The organism is Neptunicella marina (genome assembly GCF_014270035.1).
GTDB classification, from domain to species: Bacteria; Pseudomonadota; Gammaproteobacteria; order Enterobacterales; family Alteromonadaceae; genus Neptunicella; species Neptunicella marina.
Genome location: NZ_JACNEP010000004.1, coordinates 223,385 through 245,019, shown reverse-complemented (window position 1 = coordinate 245,019; position 21,635 = coordinate 223,385). Strand labels below are relative to the sequence as shown.

At 44.2% G+C, this 21,635-nt stretch carries 19 protein-coding genes; 8 read left to right on the top strand and 11 right to left on the bottom strand.

Features of this window, described 5'->3' with window-relative positions; genetic code table 11:
* Nucleotides 1–83: 83 nt before the first annotated feature.
* Nucleotides 84–1,433 carry a sensor histidine kinase gene (locus H8B19_RS07110; RefSeq protein ID WP_186506105.1) on the bottom strand — a complete coding sequence of 450 codons (1,350 nt, stop codon included), beginning with the start codon at nt 1,431–1,433 and terminating at the stop codon, nt 84–86.
* A complete protein-coding gene (locus H8B19_RS07105; RefSeq protein WP_186506104.1) occupies nt 1,423–2,841 on the bottom strand; it encodes a sigma-54-dependent transcriptional regulator in 1,419 nt (472 codons plus the stop codon). Before H8B19_RS07105 ends, H8B19_RS07110 begins: the two co-directional genes overlap by 11 nt.
* Before the next feature lie 201 nt (nt 2,842–3,042).
* On the opposite strand from H8B19_RS07105, the gene H8B19_RS07100 reads away from it, so the two are divergent.
* From H8B19_RS07100 to H8B19_RS07090, 3 genes are read left to right on the top strand one after another with little or no spacing between them, the layout of a single operon-like run.
* Complete coding sequence (locus tag H8B19_RS07100; protein ID WP_186506103.1) at nt 3,043–4,338, top strand: efflux RND transporter periplasmic adaptor subunit; 1,296 nt, start codon at nt 3,043–3,045, stop codon at nt 4,336–4,338.
* Nucleotides 4,339–4,354: 16 nt separating this feature from the next.
* Entirely contained in the window at nt 4,355–5,035 is a 681-nt protein-coding gene (locus H8B19_RS07095) for an ABC transporter ATP-binding protein (RefSeq protein WP_186506102.1), read from the top strand.
* Complete coding sequence (locus H8B19_RS07090) at nt 5,019–7,577, top strand: ABC transporter permease (RefSeq protein WP_241737514.1); 2,559 nt, start codon at nt 5,019–5,021, stop codon at nt 7,575–7,577. The genes H8B19_RS07095 and H8B19_RS07090 overlap by 17 nt, the downstream gene beginning before the upstream one ends.
* Nucleotides 7,578–7,753: 176 nt before the next feature.
* Here the strand turns inward: H8B19_RS07090 and H8B19_RS07085 are convergent, their stop codons facing one another.
* Together H8B19_RS07085 and H8B19_RS07080 are read right to left on the bottom strand one after the other, a co-directional pair.
* Nucleotides 7,754–8,389, bottom strand: coding sequence for an MlaC/ttg2D family ABC transporter substrate-binding protein (locus tag H8B19_RS07085; protein ID WP_186506101.1), 636 nt, complete (start codon nt 8,387–8,389; stop codon nt 7,754–7,756).
* 201 nt (nt 8,390–8,590) lie between these two features.
* On the bottom strand, nt 8,591–9,070 hold the full coding sequence (locus H8B19_RS07080; RefSeq protein ID WP_186506100.1) for an ester cyclase: 480 nt from the start codon (nt 9,068–9,070) through the stop codon (nt 8,591–8,593).
* Nucleotides 9,071–9,418: 348 nt separating this feature from the next.
* Between H8B19_RS07080 and H8B19_RS07075 the strand changes: the two genes are divergently transcribed.
* Nucleotides 9,419–10,264, top strand: coding sequence for an AraC family transcriptional regulator (locus H8B19_RS07075; protein WP_186506099.1), 846 nt, complete (start codon nt 9,419–9,421; stop codon nt 10,262–10,264).
* 44 nt (nt 10,265–10,308) lie between these two features.
* Here H8B19_RS07075 and H8B19_RS07070 read toward each other — a convergent pair whose 3' ends face one another.
* Genes H8B19_RS07070 through H8B19_RS07060 form a run of 3 tightly spaced genes read right to left on the bottom strand, consistent with a single transcriptional unit; the run spans nt 10,309 to nt 12,955 of the window.
* Complete coding sequence (locus H8B19_RS07070) at nt 10,309–11,034, bottom strand: copper homeostasis protein CutC (RefSeq protein WP_186506098.1); 726 nt, start codon at nt 11,032–11,034, stop codon at nt 10,309–10,311.
* 29 nt (nt 11,035–11,063) lie between these two features.
* Nucleotides 11,064–12,020: an isoaspartyl peptidase/L-asparaginase family protein gene (locus tag H8B19_RS07065; protein ID WP_186506097.1), complete on the bottom strand. Its 957-nt coding sequence runs from the start codon at nt 12,018–12,020 to the stop codon at nt 11,064–11,066.
* A 32-nt stretch (nt 12,021–12,052) separates the two neighbouring features.
* Complete coding sequence (locus H8B19_RS07060) at nt 12,053–12,955, bottom strand: glucosamine kinase nucleotide-binding domain-containing protein (RefSeq protein ID WP_186506096.1); 903 nt, start codon at nt 12,953–12,955, stop codon at nt 12,053–12,055.
* Between the two features lie 278 nt (nt 12,956–13,233).
* On the opposite strand from H8B19_RS07060, the gene H8B19_RS07055 reads away from it, so the two are divergent.
* From H8B19_RS07055 to H8B19_RS07045, 3 genes are all read left to right on the top strand, one after another.
* A complete protein-coding gene (locus H8B19_RS07055) occupies nt 13,234–14,115 on the top strand; it encodes an endonuclease/exonuclease/phosphatase family protein (protein ID WP_186506095.1) in 882 nt (293 codons plus the stop codon).
* Between the two features lie 231 nt (nt 14,116–14,346).
* The gene (locus H8B19_RS07050; protein WP_338401507.1) at nt 14,347–14,805 is read left to right on the top strand and encodes a GNAT family N-acetyltransferase; all 459 of its coding nucleotides are present in this window, start codon (nt 14,347–14,349) and stop codon (nt 14,803–14,805) included.
* Nucleotides 14,806–14,825: 20 nt separating this feature from the next.
* Nucleotides 14,826–15,080, top strand: a complete 255-nt coding sequence (locus H8B19_RS07045) for a hypothetical protein (RefSeq protein ID WP_186506094.1) — start codon at nt 14,826–14,828, stop codon at nt 15,078–15,080.
* A 25-nt stretch (nt 15,081–15,105) separates the two neighbouring features.
* Here the strand turns inward: H8B19_RS07045 and H8B19_RS07040 are convergent, their stop codons facing one another.
* Nucleotides 15,106–17,148: a methyl-accepting chemotaxis protein gene (locus H8B19_RS07040; RefSeq protein WP_186506093.1), complete on the bottom strand. Its 2,043-nt coding sequence runs from the start codon at nt 17,146–17,148 to the stop codon at nt 15,106–15,108.
* A 212-nt stretch (nt 17,149–17,360) separates the two neighbouring features.
* Between H8B19_RS07040 and H8B19_RS07035 the strand changes: the two genes are divergently transcribed.
* Nucleotides 17,361–18,134: a MipA/OmpV family protein gene (locus H8B19_RS07035; protein ID WP_186506092.1), complete on the top strand. Its 774-nt coding sequence runs from the start codon at nt 17,361–17,363 to the stop codon at nt 18,132–18,134.
* 51 nt (nt 18,135–18,185) lie between these two features.
* On the opposite strand, the gene H8B19_RS07030 is transcribed toward H8B19_RS07035, so the two are convergent.
* From H8B19_RS07030 to H8B19_RS07020, 3 genes are all read right to left on the bottom strand, one after another.
* The gene (locus tag H8B19_RS07030) at nt 18,186–19,259 is read right to left on the bottom strand and encodes a branched-chain amino acid aminotransferase (RefSeq protein ID WP_186506091.1); all 1,074 of its coding nucleotides are present in this window, start codon (nt 19,257–19,259) and stop codon (nt 18,186–18,188) included.
* A 104-nt stretch (nt 19,260–19,363) separates the two neighbouring features.
* The gene (locus tag H8B19_RS07025; RefSeq protein ID WP_186506090.1) at nt 19,364–20,500 is read right to left on the bottom strand and encodes a DUF819 family protein; all 1,137 of its coding nucleotides are present in this window, start codon (nt 20,498–20,500) and stop codon (nt 19,364–19,366) included.
* A 23-nt stretch (nt 20,501–20,523) separates the two neighbouring features.
* Nucleotides 20,524–21,633 carry a mandelate racemase/muconate lactonizing enzyme family protein gene (locus H8B19_RS07020; protein ID WP_186506089.1) on the bottom strand — a complete coding sequence of 370 codons (1,110 nt, stop codon included), beginning with the start codon at nt 21,631–21,633 and terminating at the stop codon, nt 20,524–20,526.
* Nucleotides 21,634–21,635: the final 2 nt, after the last annotated feature.

Here is a 21,635-nt window from a genome sequence, read left to right as displayed (position 1 = left end):
AATACAAATAGTTGCGTTAGCAATTACGCTTAACGACTTATGCTAAGTCCAATCTTTTTTGTAACGAAAAACCTCTGTCGAGTCTAAAAAATCAGGCTAAATAATGCACCGCCTGCCGAACTGGTCGCCAGCTTTACATGCCCACCGTGCGCCAACATAATTTGCCTGGTTAACGCCAGTCCCACTCCGGACCCGTCTTTTTTGGTGGTATAAAAAGGAACAAATACCTTATCTGCAATCTGTGGCGCAATGCCCGGGCCGTTATCTGCTACTTCAATGATACAACGCCCCCTTACATTGACATACGCTTTGAGCCACACACTGGCACCTTTAACATCTATTAGGGCTTGCTCAGCATTTTTCAACAAATTAATTAGCATTTGCTCCAGCAAGTTATGATCGGCCGCTATGCTTAACTCTGGCGGCTCGACCTCTACATGCAGATTAATTCCTTGATTTTGCCACTGAGATGTTGCCAGTACAGTAACCTGTTGAAATAACCCGGATAACTGACAGGATTTCATAACCGGAGCGGGTAAATGAGTCAGACTGCGGTAGTTAGCAACGAAATCCATCAAATTCTGACTACGCCGATGCACTGTCATCAGTGCGTCCTTCGCATCCTGCAATTGCGTAACAGGTATATTGGCCTCAAGCAGTTGTTGATGACAATCATCAACCAGTGCCACCGCCGTGTCTGCCAGCGATGCTACCGGAGTAATGCTGTTCATAATCTCATGGGTTAATACCCTGACCAGCTCTTGCCAGGCATTTAATTGCGCACCTTCAAGCTCAGACTGAATGTCCTGCAGACTAACCAGCATTTGCGGCTTATTGTCGGCTATAAATTCACTGGCAGTAATAGATAAACGATATTGCACACCATCAATTTCAGTTTCTATTAGTTTTCTGTCACCCGCTTTAAGCTCAGAAAATGTCTGCTGCAATTCACCAAATTCAGCCAAATCAGTGATTGATTTCACACCATGCTGGGCAAAAAAGTGACGGGCTGCCAAATTACATAATCTGATACTTTTATCCTGATGAATGCTCAGCAATGGTACCGGCACTTGTTCAATCAACGCATTAGCGTATTTAAGCTGTTGTTGTTGCCCGACTCTGTGCTGCCTGAAACGCTCAATAACATCATGAAACGTTTGTCCCAGCTCAGTAAAACCACTGCCCAGTTCGGTCAAATCAAAACGCTGATTAAAATCTGCATGTTTAAGTGCCTGTAAAAAACGTTCCAGCTCCTGATTGGTTTTAAAGGTAAAACGAATGACCTCAATAATTTGCAATATAATTAATCCAAGTAATACCAGACTTGTCGCACGGTACTCCGGAGACGTAATCAATAAACTCAAAATAACCAACGACACCAACAATGCCATCAGGCGCACTGCCAATGACAAGCCAAATCCTTTACAGACCATGTTTTTCCATCCTTCTATAGAGCGCAGCACGGGTTAATCCAAGCGCTTTTGCACTATGACTGATATTGTAATGATGCTGACGCAAAGCCTGCAAAATCAGTTGTTTTTCGTGTTTTTCCAGATTGAGCTCATCCTGTGGCTCCGGTTTTTTAACCGGAGGTGGAAAATCAGTTGCGCAAGGTTCGGGTATAGCGGCATCGCCGGGAGCAGACGGATTTAATTGAAAATCATGCGCACTTAGCACTGTGCCATCGGATAGAATGGTGGCGCGTTCCATAGCATGTCGCAGTGCGCGAATGTTGCCAGGCCAGGGGTAAGCGCTGATAGCATCAATTGCATCATTACTCAGTGTTAGCTGAGGTTTGTGATACTTATGCTGGTAATGAGTTAAATAATGTTGTGCCAGTAATGGAATATCGGCCTGACGTTCACGCAGTGCCGGCAACACAATTTCAACCGTATTTAAACGAAATAATAAATCCTGACGAAATTGCTGTTCATCATGTAACGCCTTTTTAGACATATTTGTTGCAGAAATAACCCTAACATCGATGGGTTCTGCTTTATTTGCCCCTAGCGGCGTGACCTGACGTTGCTCAAGCACACTTAACAATTTAGCCTGTAAGTGCAGGGGCAAATTACCCACTTCATCTAAAAATAATGTCCCCCCGCTGGCGGCTTGTAACCTGCCAATCCGGTCAGTGTTAGCGCCGGTAAACGCCCCTTTTTTGTGACCAAATAATTCGCTTTCAAATAAAGTTTCACTCACCGCACCTAAATCGACAGCCATAAAAACCTGAGACGCTCGGCGACTTTGCTGGTGCAACGCACGTGCAACTAACTCTTTACCGGTTCCGTTCTCACCTAAAATCAATACGTTGGCATCAGTGGGAGCAGCGCGTTGTATCAACTTTTTTATCTGCTGTATGGCTTGACTGCTGCCTATGATTTCATCGCTACTGACAGGAGATTGCGACAATATCTGGTTAGTGATCCGTAAACGACTGGCTTCACGTTGTGATTGCGATAGTTTTACTGCAGCAAAGACAGTTGCGACCAGTTTCTGGTTATCCCAGGGTTTGGATACAAAATCGGTTGCCCCTTGCTTTAACGCCTCTACCGCCAAACCGACACTGGCGTGAGCGGTTATCATAATCACGGTTACCTCAGGCTGTATTTCACATATCTGACTCAGCCAGTGTAACCCCTGCTCACCAGAGCTTTCACCCGGGCCAAAATTCATATCCAGTAAAATGGCATCAAAATTTGTTTGTTGCAGCAGCTGTGGAATATGTTCAGGACGATTACAGATAGCAACATCGCTGAAATGACGTTTAAGCAATAATTTTCCCGCCACCAAAATGTCATCATCGTCATCAATTAACAAAATGTTTCCATGACTATGCATACAAGCCTCTGGATTTACTCGTCAAACATTTAAAGTGTCCGAAATCGTACACCCTATGTTCAGATCTGTACACTTTTAAGTGTTCGAATATGAACACAGCAAACAATAAACCTTAATTATCAATCAGTTAACATTTGGAATAATTCTTGTAGTAAGTCATTCAGACCTTAAAAATCATGTTAATGCAGTAACGGAACAAATATGTCAAAACGACCTCAACAACAAACACCTGCTCACCGTCAGCCCGTCAGTGGTGCAGGCATGGACAGAGTTGTCGCACGTCAGTCGGGGTGGCGAAAATACCAACACGGGATAATTGTGGCAGGGGTCAGCATTATCGCCCTGGTTTGGTGGGCAGGCAGTCAAAGTGGCCCGGCGCTGAAAGTGAACAGTGAGCATATCGTGATTTCCAGTGTAACAAGCGGAATATTTGAAGACTTCATTCCGTTGCGAGGGCGGGTTACGCCAGCTAAAACCTTGTATCTGGATGCGGTTGAAGGTGGACGTGTGGAGCGCATACTGGTGGAAGATGGTGCCGAATTAACCACTGGAGACTTAATTGTTGAATTATCCAACCCCAGCCTGCAATTAAATGTGCTGGGTAACGAAGCAAGAGTTGCGGAGCAGCTCAACAATATGCGTTCAATCGAGCTAAGCCTTGAACAAAACCGCCTGCAACATAAACGTAATCTGGCTGATATCGAATACCAGATAAAAATGTTAAGCCGCCAGCTTGAACGTGAACAAAAATTGCTGGCAAATAATTCGGTTAGTCAGTCTCAGTACGACGATACCCGCGATACCCTTGAGTGGTATCAAACCCGGCTAAAGCTGACAAAAGAAAGTCAGGCGTCAGATCAGCGTATGCAACAAAGTCAGCTGACTTTTCTACGACAAACCAGTGCGCGGCTGGAACACAACCTCGAATTATCACGTAAAAACCTCGACAACATGAATGTGCGTGCGCCGGTCGCCGGCACTTTGTCAGGTTTTAATGTGGAAGTGGGACAAAGTATTGGGCGTGGTGAACGTCTTGGTCAAATTGACACCCCCAATGATTACAAACTCACAGCACAAATAGACGAATTCTATCTTGCACGGGTCAGCCCCGGACAAATTGCACGATTTGATCGGTACCAGTTAAGTATCAGCAAGATCTATCCGCAGGTACAAAATGGTCAATTTGAAGTGGACTTTAGTTTTGAACATCAACAACCAACGGATATCAGGCGAGGCCAGACAATTCAGCTCCGCCTGACACTTGGCGATGAAAGCGAAGCCCTGTTATTGCCTAACGGCGCATTTTATCAGGATACAGGTGGCAACTGGGTGTTTGTCGTCAGTGAAGATGGTGACAAAGCCATCAAGCGCCAGGTTCGTTTAGGTCGTCGTAACAGTCAATTTATAGAAGTCATAGACGGGCTTGAAGCGGGTGAAAAAGTCATTACCAGTCCCTACACCAGCTATCTCGATATGCAGCAACTCTCACTGGATTAAAATTAAGGAACTCACCATGTTAACGCTTAACCATGTTTGTAAAAGTTTTCAGACTCAGGATGTGGAAACCCTTGCGCTAAATAACGTCACTTTTGATATCAGCCGTGGCGAATTTGTGGCCATTATGGGGCCATCCGGCTGTGGAAAATCCACTTTGCTAAATATTATTGGCATGTTGGATACCCCCAACAGTGGTGATTATTATTTTATGAACGAGAATGTCGCCACCTATAACGAAACCCAGTTAGCGCGTATTCGTAAAAAACACATTGGTTTCATATTCCAGAACTTCAACCTCATCGACGAACTGACCGTAGCAGAAAATATTGAACTGGCTTTGCTTTATCACGGCATATCCGAACAGGAACGCAAACACAAAGTCGCCGACGTAATGGACAAGGTAGGCATTGCTCATCGTGCAGGACACCGCCCCAGTCAGCTTTCCGGCGGGCAGCAACAACGGGTAGCCGTCGCCCGTGCAGTAGTAGGTAATCAATCCATGATTCTGGCAGATGAACCTACCGGTAACCTCGACAGCAGCCATGGTGAAGAAGTGATGAAAATGCTTGAAGCTCTGAACGATGAGGGCACAACCATAGTAATGGTCACCCATAGCCCGGAACATGCGCAATTTGCCCGTCGTACCATCAATTTATTTGATGGTCAGGTCATTACGCAAAATGTACGGGCAGCCTGAACAGGAAGATTTCACCATGTTTAAACATTATCTGATAACAGCCTGGCGTAACCTGATAAAAAATGGATTGTTTTCCGGCATTAATATCTTTGGGTTAGCCATCGGTTTAATGAGCTGTATTTTAATTTTACTTTTTGTACGCAATGAAAGTGGATATGACCAGTGGTTTGAAGGCAGTGAGCAGGTGGTGCGCCTGCACAGCGGCTTTCATATGCCAAATCGTCCGCCTTTTGACACAGTGCGCTCCTCGGGACGCATGATGGAAGCGATTAAAGCATTTGCCAGCAACGAAGTACAAAGTGGTGCCCGAGTGGTACAACAGGGATTAAGTGTGCAAAAGGGCACCGATGTTTACCCGCAGGATGTCAGCATGGTAGACGGTAGTTTTCTGGATATATTTCCTCTGGACTTTATCGAAGGCTCGCTTGAAACCTCATTTAAACGTCCTATGGACATGTTAATCACCCGCGATTTGGCAATTAAATATTTCGGACGCACAGATGTGGTTGGCGAAACGTTAACCCTTTGTTGTGTAGCCAGTAACCCGGTGACGCTACCCGTTAGTGGTGTGATTCAGAATTTACCGGAAAATACCCACCTAAACACCGATCTACTGGTGTATATGCAACCACGTATTTTTGCTGATAGTCCCAATATTCTGGAAAGCTGGGGCAGCCTCAACGTATATACCTATTTTAAATTGCGCCAGGGTGCCACTGTTGAACAATTACAGGAGCGGGTTAATTACTGGCTGAATAATGAAAGTCCGTTCAAAAAAATGTATGAAGACAATGTGGGTGAGCTGCCTTCAGGCATGCAGATAAGTGATCACGTAAAACTACGCATTATGCCGGTAAGTGATATCCATCTGCATGCCAAGGCGCATGCTGGTAGCATGGGTGATTTAACCCCTCTTGGCGACTACAACATGATAGTAACCTTTGTCGTAGTCGCTGCACTTATTTTGCTAATCGCCTGCATCAACTTTATGAATCTGGCAACCGCCAGAGCCAGTCAGCGTGCGCGCGAAGTAGCCATGCGTAAGGTGCTGGGAGCCAGCCGCCGTCAGATAGCGCTGCAATTTTTAGGTGAGTCAGTCATGCTGGTAATCATCGCACTCTTATTTGCTCTGGCTGCCGTAGAATTGATTTTGCCCTTTTACAGCCAGTTGTTAGGCCGTGAATTACACCTCAATTTATTGGGTGATCTATCACTATTAGCGACACTACTTGGATTGGCGATTATGGTAGGAGTCGGTGCAGGTATTTATCCGGCGCTATTTCTTTCCGGCTACAAACCGGCACAGGTTCTGACATCCACCAAAGGAGCCGAAAGCAGCGGCTCAGGCAAATTACGTATTGCACTGGTGATTTTCCAGTTTGCAATATCAGTTGTGTTAATCATCGCGACCTTGATTGTATACGGTCAAACCCGGTACTCGACCAATATTGACGTAGGTTACCGCTACGATAATAAACTTATCCTTAACGTGTTTTATGCACAGGATCGTCTTGACGCCCTGAAGCAGGAGCTGGAAAAGCTGCCTCAGGTGAAACAGGTGGTTTATACCTCCGATGCACCAACACAGGATAGAGAAAATAACCGGGGCTATAAATTACTGGCGAGCAGCGATGGCAAAGCAGGACAACCTGACGCACAAATGCTTAATTACTACAGTACCGATTATGGTTTCTTCAATGCCTACGAAATTGAACCAGTGGCAGGCCGGGTATTCGATCCTGCCTACGGCAGCGACAAGGTAATACGTCCTGAGACTTTGGGGCAGGATATTTCAAATGCTTCAGCCATTATCAATCAATCCGCAGCACGTCGTTTTGGTTTTAATGATCCACAACAGGCGATTGGCCGCACACTTGAAGTTTCACTGTATGAAAACCAAATCCATCACCTGACTATTATAGGTGTGGTACCGGATGTGCATTTCCGTTCGATTAAATTCAGTATTCGTCCCAGTATCTATTTATTGCGTGAGGACAGATTCAACAATGCCAATATCGTATTCAGTGGTCATGATATTCCCACGCTCATGCAGCAAGTTGAACAAATATGGAAAAAAGTCGTGCCTATGCAACCCATCTATCTGGATTTTCTGTCGGAAATGATGGCAGCTCAATACGCAGAACAAGCCACCACTGCAAAGTTATTTGGCGCGTTTTCCTTACTGGCAATAGTGGTAGCCTGCCTTGGACTCTATGGACTTGCTGCCTTTACCGCAGAACGTCGAACCCGTGAAATAGGCATTCGTAAAGTTATGGGGGCTGAAGTATCAGACATAGTACGTCTGCTGGTATGGCAATTTTCCAAGCCGGTTATGCTGGCGATACTGCTGGGCTGGCCAGTTGGGATACTGTTAATGCGCCACTGGTTACAGGACTTCCCTTATCGACTGGATAACTGGTGGTTTATTCCCGTGTGTGTACTCGCTGGATTACTTTCGTTGCTGGTAGCCTGGTTTACCGTTGGGGGTAATGCTACCCGTGTAGCCAGGCGTAACCCGGTACATTCATTGAGACATGAATAAATGAGTGACGGTTATTGCAAAAGGCTGATATAGCAAAACTGACAATGCTTTAACATAGCGCCCTGTTGGCCGGTTACTGTATCAACATAACCGGCCTTTTTTATTCAAAAAAAAAGGGCGTCAAAACGACGCCCAAACACACTGTTTTTTAAACAGTCACACGCTAAATAAATCGATTAATTACCGACAGATACCTTTTGAGTACTTTTATCTTTCATAAGAGCAATAACAGTATCTATGCCCTGCTGGCGCAAAATGGATTCAAACTCGCTTTGTTTACTGGACACCAGACTAATCCCCTCGACCACCATATCGTAAGCACGCCATTCGCCTGAACGACTATCTTTACGTACCACAAAGGTTAAATTGACGTCTGGTTTACCTGGATCCTGTACCAAAGCTTTAACATTAACCTGCTTTTGATCACCGATATCATGAGCAGGCTCAATAATTACCTTTTGATCTTCATAATAAGCCAGTGCATTTGCATAGGTTGCGACTATGTAAGGCTTAAATTCATTAATGTATTCATACACCTTTTCTTTAGGATAATTACGATAATATTTACCCAATACTTTCAGTGCAGCGTAGTTTGCATCCACATAAGGCATTAACTCATCTGATACGATCTGTTTTAGTACCTCAGGGTTGGTGGCGATATCCTTCTTCTCACTTTTAATGCGTTCGAAGGTATTGGTCGCAACCTGATTGACCATGGCATAAGGGTTGGTTAAATCAACCTCCACCGGTTTTGCCAGTGCGGGTAAAGCTGATACCACAACAGCCATCCCGAAAAGTAATTTCTTAAACATGATTGTTCCTGTGCGCTAGTTTTAAATATTCTTACATACATCTATGAATGTATATTTTATACATTCATGTCTGTTTGTAAAGCGACCTTCTGCCGTAAGCTATGATTTATAAGGCATAAGCCATAAAAAATTTGTATGAAGATGTATTATTAAATGTACAGATTTTTAGAATGTCGTTAACAAATGGGCAGGCAATACAATTTAGTATGCAGAAACCAACTGCTCAAACCAGCTATTACCGGCCGAGGGCAACGCTGTCAGTGCCTGACCTTGTGCCTTTTCTTCCACAATCAGGCCATCTATAAGATGAAAACGGATCGACCCACCGGTTAATCGTATCGATAACCCACTATTTTCATCCGGTACGCCAACAATAGGATCATTGAAGCGACAACCTGTGTGTGTCCCCATACCGTCAAAACGTCCTACAACATAATCACCTTCGGCAATCAACTCCCCAACCTGCCAAAACGCCAGATTAGGGTAAGCCCGCCTGAATCCTTGCATAAACTCACGAATTCCCTCACGACCACAAATAATATCGCGCCCGGGATAGACGAGTTTTGCATCAACAGCCAGAAACTGTTCGACCACATCCAGCTGCGCCTGATTTCCCCAAAAACCACGGAACCATTGTTCAACTACAGATTTATTCTGTTCGTACTTATTTATAATGGACATGCTGGCTATTCCTTCGCGTTAAGAATTGATTAACGCTGCCTATGCCTGACCGGAATACACAGAAAAATTATTCACGACAATCAGGGCAGATGTTTCGGCAGCGATATAACTATAGGATCAAATACGCTATAACAACGTGCCTATTTCTGCACAGTTAATGCCTATTTGTATTAATCCCTTTCTTTTTGACAATTACTGTATTAATTTACAGCAAGCAATATAAAACACCTCATAATAAAAAGGGTTTAAAGCACCTGTTTTTATTAAGGTAATTTAATAAAGTTGTCTATTTGTCCAACTTTCATGCCTATTTCTACAATATTTGAGGAGCCAATATGGAACCGGCTAATGCAAGGTAAGGAAGGGGCAATTGCATCTGCGGTAGAGGGTCTGTTTCTGGCGCGGGTTTGTTGTTCAACCGGGCCTATTGCGGCGATTCAGCAACCAGCTTTATCTGTGATTATTCAGGGTTCCAAACAAGTTTGTATTGGCAATGAAAGTTATAGTTATGACCCCTTTCACTATATGCTGTCGACCGCCGATTTGCCGGTTACCGCCCGGGTAACACTGGCCAGTGAAACCGAAGCATCGTTAGGCATTAAACTGCTACTTGATTCTAAAGAAATCAGTCTGTTGCTGGCAGACGAAAATCTGCCAACCGTTGATAAACAGCAGGATATCAAAGGGATTCAAATTCACCCGTTAAAACAGGATTTGCTCGATCCTCTTATCCGATTAATTAAATTACTGGAAACACCGGAAGACATCCCGATTCTTGCGCCACTGATCAAACGGGAAATATATTACAGGCTCATCCGAGCCGGATTGGGCAAACATTTACAGCAAGTGGTAATGCAGGATGGGCATGTCAGCCGCATTGCCCGTGTGTTAAATATCATGCACGAAAATTATCGCCAACCGCTTAAAGTCGATGATTTGGCCAAATCTGCACATATGAGTGTGTCTGCATTACATCATCACTTTAAATCTTTTACGGCAATCAGTCCGTTGCAATACCACAAAAATCTGCGACTGCAGGAAGCAAGACGTTTAATTTTAAGCACCGATCAGGGGGTTGCCGCGATTGCCCGCGAAGTGGGTTATGAAAGCCCGTCACAATTCAGTCGAGAATACCGGCGCCTGTTTGATGTTCCACCGGCACAGGAAAAACAACGCTGGGCCAAACAAGCCTGATCAGCGGGTTCAGGCTTTAAAAAGGACAGCTATTACTGTCCTTTTTAGTCTGCAAGCAATGCCACCAGACTTGTAACTTTTTCCACGTCTACCAGGCCATCAGTTAGTACCGCTGAATGAGTATGGAATGAAAGGCGCCGGTTGTCCCGGTGCAACTTATGTTTAAGCCACTGAATATTACTGTGCTTAACACCACCGCCCACCACCAGTTCAATTTGTCCTTGTGAGTACTGCAAAAACTTTTCGAGTTTTTCAATGCCTTGCTCAGCGCCCAAACCTGATAACCAGGATGTACCAGCACTTAAAACCCGGCTTATGCTGAGTTCAGATATGCTTCGTAGCGCAGCCTGATGGTCTGAAATAGCATCAAATGCACGATGAAAGGTCATAGCTAAGTTATGTGATTGTGTTTGTTGTGCAAGTTGCTTCATTGCATCAACATTAATTGCATTTTCAGAGGTTAACCCCCCTGTGACTATGCCATCGGCACCCGCCTGCGCCAAAGCCGGAATCATTTCAAGCATTTCATTTACTTGTTTTTCTGTATAACTAAAATCACCTGAAACCGGGCGCAACATTACTAATAACTCGACGGTGCCGGCAGTTGCTTCCCTGACACACTGAATGGCATTGAGTGATGGTGTAAGCCCATCATTCTCCATATTTGAACAAAGTTCGATACGTCTGGCACCGCCCTTTGCAATATTGATCGCCTGAGCAGCTAAATCACCACTCCCATCTGATGCCAGACATATTTCTAAATCAACCATATTTTCCAATCAACACGCTCTGACAAAAATCAGCCTTTGAGTAAATTGTTAGCATCAATCAGCTGACTACCTGAGTTATCCTGTACTGCATAGTTAAAACCAGGCTGAATACAGTAGGCGCCATATTGTCCCTGCTTATTTAAAGCTAAAAAGCCCACCTGAAACGCTTTGTAATCACCTAATTTAGTCGCAATACGTTCTACCGCTTGTTGACAGGCTTGCTGAGGTGTCGCCCCCTGGCGCATAAATTCCACCACCAGATGGCACCCCACCGTCTTAATCATTAACTCGCCCATGCCGGTTGCGGTGGCGGCCCCGATTTCGTTATCAACATATAAACCGGCACCAATTAACGGTGAATCGCCTACCCTGCCGTGCATTTTGTAAGCTGCACCACTAGTGGTGCAGGCACCGGATAAGTCACCATTAGCATCCAGCGCCAGCATGCCAATAGTGTCGTGATTTTCGATATTAATCATTTGTACTTCACGTTCTTTCAGCCAACGTTGCCAGTCTGCTTTTGCTTCAGGTGTAAGCAAATTTTCTTCTTTAAATCCTTTAGACTTAGCGAACTCCAGAGCTCCCTCACCCACCAGCATCACGTGTGGTGTATCTTCCATAACTTTGCGCGCAACGGAAACCGGATGTTTGATGTTTTGCAAAAACGCCACCGAACCACAGTTCATGTTCTCATCCATAATGCAGGCGTCCAGCGTAACAACACCGTTTGCGTCAGGATAGCCACCATAACCTACCGTGCGGATTGCGGGATCCCCTTCAGGCACTCTTACACCCGCCTCAACCGCATCCAGTGCTTTTCCACCTTGATGCAGGATTTTCCATGCCGCTTCATTGGCAGGAATACCATGCTCCCAGGTCGACACCACAATGGGTTTATTATTGGTACTGGCCTTAACTCCCGATGCCAGACCCACTGCACCAGCAGCGGCGGAAAGTTTAAGAAAGTCACGTCTGTTGGTTTTCATAAGGAATTCCCGGTTAAATATTTGTCATTGTTTTAGTTGTTAGTACGATTGGCCAGCAACATGGCACCAAATTCAGGACTGGCTTTGGCTTCAACCACATAGTGTCGTAATGCTGGTGACAGATAGTGCTGAATATGTGGTGCCACACCTCCCACAAAAGTAATTCTCTTAACGCCATTATCGATTAAACGCTGCATCACACGATTAATAAAATCAGCCCCTTGTTGCAACAAAGATAAACTCAGGGCATCTCCCTTTGCTGCATGTTCAAATACAAAAGGTGCAAGACGGGCAAACTCCTGTGCCGGTGCGTTATTCATTTTTTCTGCCAATGTCAGGATGTCGGTCTGGCTTAATATTGCTTTTGTCAGAGAGGTTTTAACGCCAACCCCGTCTGCATCGAGCAAGATTGCTTTAATCAGTTCCAGACCAAACCATGAACCACTGCATGTGGCATAAATCGGAAAACCATATCCACCAATAGGAAACTGCTGCTGTGCCACAACACCTAAAGCACTAAAACCAGTACCAAGAATAATCACGGCACCGTCATTACCATCATGTGCACCTAATACCGCAGCATGCAAATCGGTTGTTAAAAATAAATCTGCAAAAGGATGCTGCCACTTTGCCATTGCCTGTTGCATCGCAGGCAAATGCAAACCGGCCAGACCTGCACCAACAGACAGTTGAGCCAGTGTAATATTGTTTATTCCTGCATCAGACAGCGCCTGCTGCGTTGCGGTTACGATTGACTCACAAGTTTGTTTTAAACCGTTTACCGGGTTGGCTGGTCCCGCCTTGCCCATTCCCAGCAACTTATGATTTTTGTCAAAAAGCTGTGCCCGGCAATGGGTGGCTCCCCCATCGATTCCAACAAAATACAAAGGGGTTGGCTCACCGGATAAACCTGTCCCAGCTACTTCAATCACCATTGATTACTGACCTTATTGTCATGGTTGTGACTTACTCAAGGCGTACAATTTAAACGCAAAATAGAAGAGATTGATCCGCTTGAGATAATTGTATGTAAAACAAGCATCATACAGATATTTACCCGGATAGAAAATTATCACGTATTTAAGTAACGTTATGATTTATATGCGATTAACTTAAGGGTCTGTTGATCTTTGCTGCTTTGAGTTGCAATTTTTGTGATAACAAGGTTTGATGGTATTCACAAGGCAGGTCAGATCCCCATAAGGAAATCACAGTGAAATTATTATCTGCACTAAAATTAAAACGCATTCAGCGTCACACTTTCTTCTTATTGTCTGGCTTATTACTTTCTGGCCTGCTGCTTCCCAGTGCGTTTGCAACAACACCAGTCAGTTTTATCGCGGAAAGTTTTAATTTGCGTTATGACAATCCGGATGACGGAATCAACGCATGGCCACACCGTAAGTTGATGGTATTGACCCACCTAAAAACACTACAACCTGATGTCGTAGGCATGCAGGAGGTACTGGCTCATCAGCTCGACTGGCTGGATAAAAACCTGCAGGATTACAGTTATTTTGGTGTAGGTCGTGACGACGGGAAACGCGCAGGTGAATTTGTACCACTGCTATATAATCACACTAAAGTGCAACAACTCGATGGTGGAAATTTTTGGTTATCGGAAACCCCAAATAAAGCTGGCTCTATAGGTTGGCTGGCACACTTACCCAGGGTTGTAAGTTGGGGACACTTTAAAAAAGCGGATAAAGAGTTTTTTGTCTTTGACGCCCATTTTAGCCACGTTAGCGATTTGGCACGTAAAAAGAGTGCTGAATTTTTAATGCGTTATATACCAACAATTAGTAAAGATAAACCTGTGGTTTTACTCGGTGATTTTAATACGCTGGATAGCGAACCCGCGTACAAAACATTATTGACTCCCGCTGAAATAACTTTTACCGATGTCGCTAAAGCACCAAATGCCACTGCATTATCCACTTTCAATGGATTTGGCCATTATGATTCGAACCGTATAGATTACATCTTAATAAGTGGTGGTTTGTCAGGTCACCATTATCAAACTCATAAAATCCACGCGGATGGCGTTTATATTTCTGACCATTTCCCGATCTCCGTCAGTTTAACATTCGAGTAATTATAAGCTTTTTTATGTTTTTCTAATTCAGTAAAAGTTCTGATTAGAGAGACTATTAAAGGTTTGTTCAGATGCGAATTTTAAAAAAAATTGCTAATGTACTCATGCAGTTAGTAACTTTAAATTGAAATGACTGACACAAACACTGTACAGTGCTTTTCTAATATCAACGCTGTCGCATATAGTGGCAGCGCATCATCAGACAACATAATCAGTATATGAGAATGCATTGTGTTAAGCCTCTCTGAAGATAATCTGCAGGACGGTCAGATAATATCACTATTAAACGCACATTTACGCGAGATGCATAAATACTCGCCTGCGGAGAGTGTACATGCGCTGGGTCATCAGAGTTTACGGGATCCTGCAATTACCTTCTGGGCTGCACGTATAAATAACCAACTGGCAGCATGTGGTGCAATCAAACAGCTATCATCAACAGCTGCTGAAATTAAGTCGATGAAAACCCACCCGGACTATCTGCGGCAAGGAATAGCAGAAAAAATATTAATAAAAATAATAGAAGAGGCACAACGTCGTGATTATTGCAGTTTATATCTGGAAACCGGTAGCCACGAGGCATTTATCCCGGCAATAAAGTTATACAAGAAATACGGTTTTACTGACTGTGAACCATTTGCAGATTACAAGCCAGATCCTTATAGTCTTTTTATGTGTAAGACCTTATAACCAGCAAATACAAATAAAGCATGACCGATATCCTGCAATATAAAAATGTAACTATCTCACTTAGAAATGAAGGTACAGGCTACGAAGCAACGTTGTACGATGATTCCGGGCAAGTTTATTTATGGGCAGCAGATATTTCACAGGCAACACAACTCGCTAAACGAGTCATAGACAATAAAACCGAACTCAAACTTGCGTTGTCAGCTGCCTGTTATCAAATAAACATTGCAAGCTGTATGTATGCCGATAGTCAGTCAGACTCACCGATAAATTAACAGCTAAATAACGCATACACCTCAGTTAAACCTTAAAGCTATCAACCTGCTGTTTCATCGATAAATACAAAGAAGCTATTCTGTTAGCCTGCTCTGTCACCTGCGCCGACATTTGTTGCATATTGTCAGACTGTTCTTTAAGTGAAACCAAATTACGATTAATTTCCTGTGCAACCCCGGATTGCTCATTAGTCGCCTGCGCAGTTTGTGCGGACATTTCCCGAACTTTACGGAAAGAGTCGCTCAATTGATGAAAAATGTTAATGACTTCATCAAAATCATTCAGGGTATTATCGGCGTTACTCTGACTGTTTTTGATCACCGTCGAAGATGCTTTTACATTGTCATTTAAGCGCTGGATCATGGCTTCAATTTCATTAGTACTATCCTGAGTGCGGGTTGCAAGCGTTCGCACTTCATCGGCTACCACGGCAAAACCACGCCCCTGTTCACCAGCTCTGGCTGCTTCTATTGCTGCATTAAGTGCCAGTAGATTAGTCTGATCAGCAATATTACGAATAACCTCCAATACCGAAGTAATATCAGAGGAACTGCTCTCCAGCTCTATCGCATGTTGCAGTGCTGACCCTATATCGGATGCCAGATTTTTTATTGCCAGATTGGATGAATCCACCGCCGCTACACCTTTTTGTGCCAGTGCGGTTGAGCTCTCCGCATCCTGCGCAGTGTCCTGCGCCAATGATGCCATTTGCTGATTAGACACATCCATTTCGCTGCCTGAACTGACAATCGAATTAGAGGCCATTGCCAGTTTATTGGTAATTTGTCCCGCTTGCTGAGCCACCTGATTTAATCCATCCGTTACGCCACCCAGTAAAGCAGACTGCTTCTGAATATTGGTGATGATAGTGCGAAGGTGGTCAAGAAAATCATTAAATTCACTGGCCAAATCCCCAAGCTCATCTTTGGATACCGCATTAATACGTTGAGTTAAATCGCCATCACCGGCTGCAATTTCTTTTATGCGCGCAGTGATATTTTCGACATCGTGAGTGATTTTTAACGGCACGTAATAACCGGTAAATAATGCCAGAGCAAATGCAATAACAATCACAACCACTGCGATATTTTCATAGCGGTCAACTTCATTAAGAAGATCCTCTTTGATGCTTCTTGCCTGCGTGCGGGCAGCCTCACCAGCCACATCCAGTACATTACGAATCGCTTCAAATTTTTTCTCTGCAATTGCCAGTTCCGAGGGAATGTCTGACAGCGTTTTAGCCCCGTTTGAATACACCAGTTGTTTACTGCGTTCATACCACTCGCTGTGCATTAGATCAAAATCTGTATAAGGCTCGGTCAATGCAGGTTCTGAAATTAAATAACTACGATAATTATGAAAACGTTGTAATACCTGGGCGGCATTTTCCTCGAAATAGCGACGGTTTTCCTCCAGATTGCCTGTACCGTTGGCAATTTTTTGTTTTGCTAAACGAGCCTGATATATATCACGGTCAGCATTCAATATCTCAGCAATACCTTCAACATATTTCTCCAGATCTGCAGCCCGGGTGGACGCATTTTTTTTATTACGTGAATGTTCCCTTAATTGTTCACCGGCCTGATCCATCATTTCCCGGATCTTCAAAAACTGTGGCTCAACCTCGTTAAAATCACGTAGCAGATTCTGTCCAATATTGTCTGCCTGCAGTAATTTTTCACTGGCATCAAACCATGCCTTATACAAAGGCTCAAAAGAAGAGAAGTTATCGTGTTTTTGCAGCAACTCAGGTTCATCAGCCAAATATGCGAGATATTGTTTAAATCGTTGATCAACCTGTTTGGCATTATCGTAAAAATCCTGCCGGTATTTTTCTTTATCTCCATTCCCGGCAATTATATTTTCCAAAGCAATGCGGGCCTGATAGATATCTCTGTCTGCATTTAACACCACTGCTACCGCTTCAAAATAGGTTTCAGATTGACGCTCCATCGCATCGTCCTGAACCTTGGTAATAACCAGCATAAAAATGAGTAAAGCCAAAAGAACAAGAGCTAAAAGAGCAATGGGCAGGATCATTTTTAAACGAATAGACTGCAGGCGCATCTGAATACTCACTTCATTTGATTATCATTCATTGAGTGTAGTAACCACCTGAATTTTAGCCAAATTTCGGAAACTACCAGCGTCCTTCCTGTCTGAGCTCAGACTTTGTAACAAAATGCAGCCACTTCTGTACATCTTGTTATGACTTTTGGCACATGTGAGCTCTAGACTAGCCCCATAAAATTGTTCCCAACTACTCACAAGGAAGCCTTATGTTTATCAGTAAACCAAAACTTATTCTCTCGTTAGCCTGTTTATTTTGCAGTCAGTTATCCGTTGCCGAAGAATGGCATATGCAGGTTGGCGGTGGTGTTTTAAATGCCACACGTCCCTATACTCAAATGGATGATATCACCTCATTTGTTCCTTATTTTTCAGCACAATACGGTAACTGGAATTTTGGTGCAGGTAATGGTGTTGTTTCTTACAATTTCAATCAAATGCCTTTTGATCTATCAGTAGGCATAGGTTACCGCGATGAAACTTATGATAGCGATGAAATCTATCAGACCGATTTGTCCGATGCCGCAGTGTTTACCGGTTATGAAGACGGTGAGGGTGATGTGGTCGCCAACATTACCCTTGGCTGGAACCATTTTTCATTTACCGCAGAACAAGATATTTCTGACCATTCCGGAGGTCTGACACTGGATGCCAGCTACATGCCAGTATTATATCGCGGTGATAAAGGTGCACAGTTTGCCATTGGCGCTGGAATAAAATGGCAAAACAGCAACTACACAGATTACCTGTACGGTATCCATGGCGATAATATTGCTGCGCAATATGGTCGCAATGAATACTCAGCAGGCTCAGCAACTAACCCTTATTTGGCGGCGCGCTTTATCTATCCGGTGAGCAAGCAATTAAATCTGATTGCGATGGCCAAGCTGGAATCACTGGATGACAGTATTGAAAACAGTCCATTAGTGGATGACAACAAATCCCGCAGTGTTGCGTTATTACTGAGTTATAACTGGTTTTAAGCAATATATAAAAAAGCCACCCAACGGGTGGCTTTTTTACTCAGGGACGGTTTATTTAACCGGCACTTCAATGATCCAGTCAAACGGATCAGCAACAGTGCCGTATTGAATACCGGTTAACTGATCGTATAAATGTTTGGAGACAGGGCCGGTTTGGTTATTGTTAACCACAAAATCTTCACCCATAAAACATAAAGAGCCAACAGGCGAAATAACTGCAGCGGTACCACAACCAAAACACTCAGTGATTTTACCGCTTTTGATATCAGCCACAATCTGATTCACGTCCAGACGCTGTTCACTCACTTCATAACCTAAGGTCGGAGCCAGTTTCAGGATCGAGTCCCGGGTGATACCAGGTAAAATACTGCCGCTTAAAGATGGGGTAACGATGGTTTTGCCTTCATAAACAAAACAAATGTTCATCGCGCCTACTTCTTCAATATAACGACCTTCTATTGCATCCAGCCACAGCACCTGTGAGTAGCCTTTTTTCGCAACTTCTTCAGAAGCATATAAACTGGCTGCGTAGTTACCGCCGGTTTTCGCTTCACCCACACCGCCAACTACTGCGCGGCGATATTTATCGGCGATAAATACCGAGATAGGGTTAAAGCCGCCCTGGAAATACGCACCCGCAGGACCCGTGATAATAAAATGCATATAACTGCTACTGGCACCCAAACCCAGTTTAGGGCTGGTCGCAATCATTGTTGGGCGAATATAAAGTGACGCACCGGGTTTATCAGGTACAAACGCATGGTCCAGTTTAATTAACTCTTTCAATGCTTCAAGATGGAAATTTTCATCAACCTGCGGCATGACCATACGCTCAGCACTGCGATTAAAACGACGGCAGTTTTGCAATGGACGGAATAAATTAATATTGCCGTTAGGATTACGATAAGCCTTCAGACCTTCAAAAATTTCCTGACTGTAATGTAATACAGCAGCAGAAGGATCCAGACTTAATGCATGATAAGGAGTAATTTCTGCCTGATGCCAGCCTTTGCCCACCTGATATTCCTGAGTAAACATATGATCAGAAAATGTTGCGCCAAAACTAAATTCGGCAGGACAGGCCCCCCGTTTGGCAACATCAAGCGGCTTTATCTCGATAGACATCTAATTGACTCCTAAAAAGTGTATGTTGGCGGGCATTTTCCGCCGGATAAAAGTTGTGTGTGCAATACGCAGATATTATGGGAAAACGCAGCATATGTAACTACCTAAGATAAAACTTGCGTAATACTTATGCCAATTAATGTAGCAATAGCGTACCCCAAAACCCCCACTAACATGCCGGGGGTAATTAAATTACGCCAGCCTTGTCCTGCCGCAAGGGCAGCAGCGGCAGCGGGGCCTAAAATACAGGCACTGGATGCAATCATCAGTTCGGCTAAATCAAGCTTAAACAGCGCACCAAATAGTACCAGTAATACCAGATGCACCAGCACCAGTACGATCAAAAACAATACAATCAGCATTGCCGGACCGATTAAATTGCTAACATTTGCTCCAGCGCCAATCGTAGCGAAAAAGCAGTACATAAAAATTGTGCCTAGCTCAAAGTCAAATTGCACTTTGTCTAACAGTTTTTTTGCAAAATTCGCTACTAACAGGGAAAGCAACGTTATACAGACAATAAAACTGCCGGATAGCGGAATCACCGAAGCAATCGCGCTACCCAAAACACAAATAATCACACTTAATGCCAGCCCGTTGACCACGCCCGGCATCGACGCAGTTTGCTGCGACATGGTTTGCAGCTCAGCATTAGAAATGGTGTGTTGTTTGCCAATATAAGCTGAAGGCACTTTTTTACGAATAAAGGCCACGGCAGGTAATGACATTAATAAAATTAAAAATACCGTCGCGCCCATGGCATCGGCAGCAAGAGTCGATAAATAGATACTTGAATCAGCAAGATCGACGGCTTCTGCAGTTGCGACAAAGTTGGAGCTTCCACCGATGTAACTGGAGGTTAATACGCCGACAATTTGCGCTTCCAGCTCGCCCATATCCACCAGATAAGCGCCTAAAAACGCGCCACATACGGTAAATAAAGTCGCTAACCCAAATGCAATCAGCATGCTGCCACTTTCCTGCCAGACCTTGATTAAATCCGCTCTTAACAGCAACAATGGGATCGCAATCGGCACCAGTAATGATTGGATCACATCGTACAAAAGCGCTGTTTGCGGGATCACATTGATATTTCCCAGCACCAGACCAAGCATTAAAATAATCAGCGGTGATGAGACTTTTTTGCCCCAGCTAAATTGTTCACACCAATAACCAAACGCCACCACCACCAACACCACACCGAGTAGCAGCATGCTGTTGTCAGCCTGAATTAACGACATAAAAATTCTCCGGCTCTGTTCTCTTAAGCACTGACAACAATAGTATTTTCAAGGACTGCGGCATCTAATTCAGCACCTAAACCCGGTACGTCCGGCAAATGCAACAAACCACCTATTTGTTTATCGTAAGTGACACCACCAATCACGGGATCAGCGGTAAAATGATAAGCAGAATCCAAATCAATAAAATGGATATTGGGTCGTGCCATGGCTAAATGCGCCGCAGCAGATAACCCCAGTCGGCTTTCACCAAAACAGCCAATCATGCATTTGATTTTGGCCGACTCGGCGATAGCATTAATTTTAAGGCCGACATTAATCCCGCCCGCTTTACCCAGTTTGATATTCAGGTAATCAACCGCATCCAGCTTAACCAGCTTAAGTGCATCATGGTGATTAAACACACTTTCATCGGCGCAAACCGGCATGCTGACTTTGTCGCGTAAACGCGCCAGCCCTTCATAATCCCACGCCGCTAATGGCTGCTCAGAATACTCCAGATTAAGGTTTTTCATCGCCTGTAAATTGGCAACCGCAGTTGGGTAATCCCAGCCCTGATTAGAATCGATTTTAATCGCAATATCGGGGCCAGCTAACATGCGCACCGCGGCAACATGTTCAACATCTTCCAGCCCCTGTCGGCCAACCTTCATTTTAATTGCATCAAAACCGGCATCCAGAATCTGTTGTGCCTGCGCAAGGGTCTGCTCAACCTCTTGTTGCATACCTATGGTTAAATCGGTACGTAATACACGTTTAGCGCCACCTAAATATTGATATAGAGGCACACCGGCGGCTTTGGCTGCGATGTCGTGCAAAGCCATATCAAAGGCTGACTTTACCGAAGGTTCACCCAGCGTGATGCGGTTTAGTTCCGCCATGCGTGTATCAATTTCCAGTGGGTTGGTTTGCAGCAACATGGCCGCCATTTTTTGCGCCACGATATAGTTGCTATCCTGACTATCGGTGGTAATAGGGCCAAATGGGCTGGATTCCCCCCAACCCACTAAACCGCTATCGGTCACTATTTTAATAACCACATTACGTGCTGCATCGATAACACCAATCGGTGTACGGGTCGCATGTGCCAGAGACACATTTAAGTGACTAATTTCTACCTGAGTAATTTTCATTT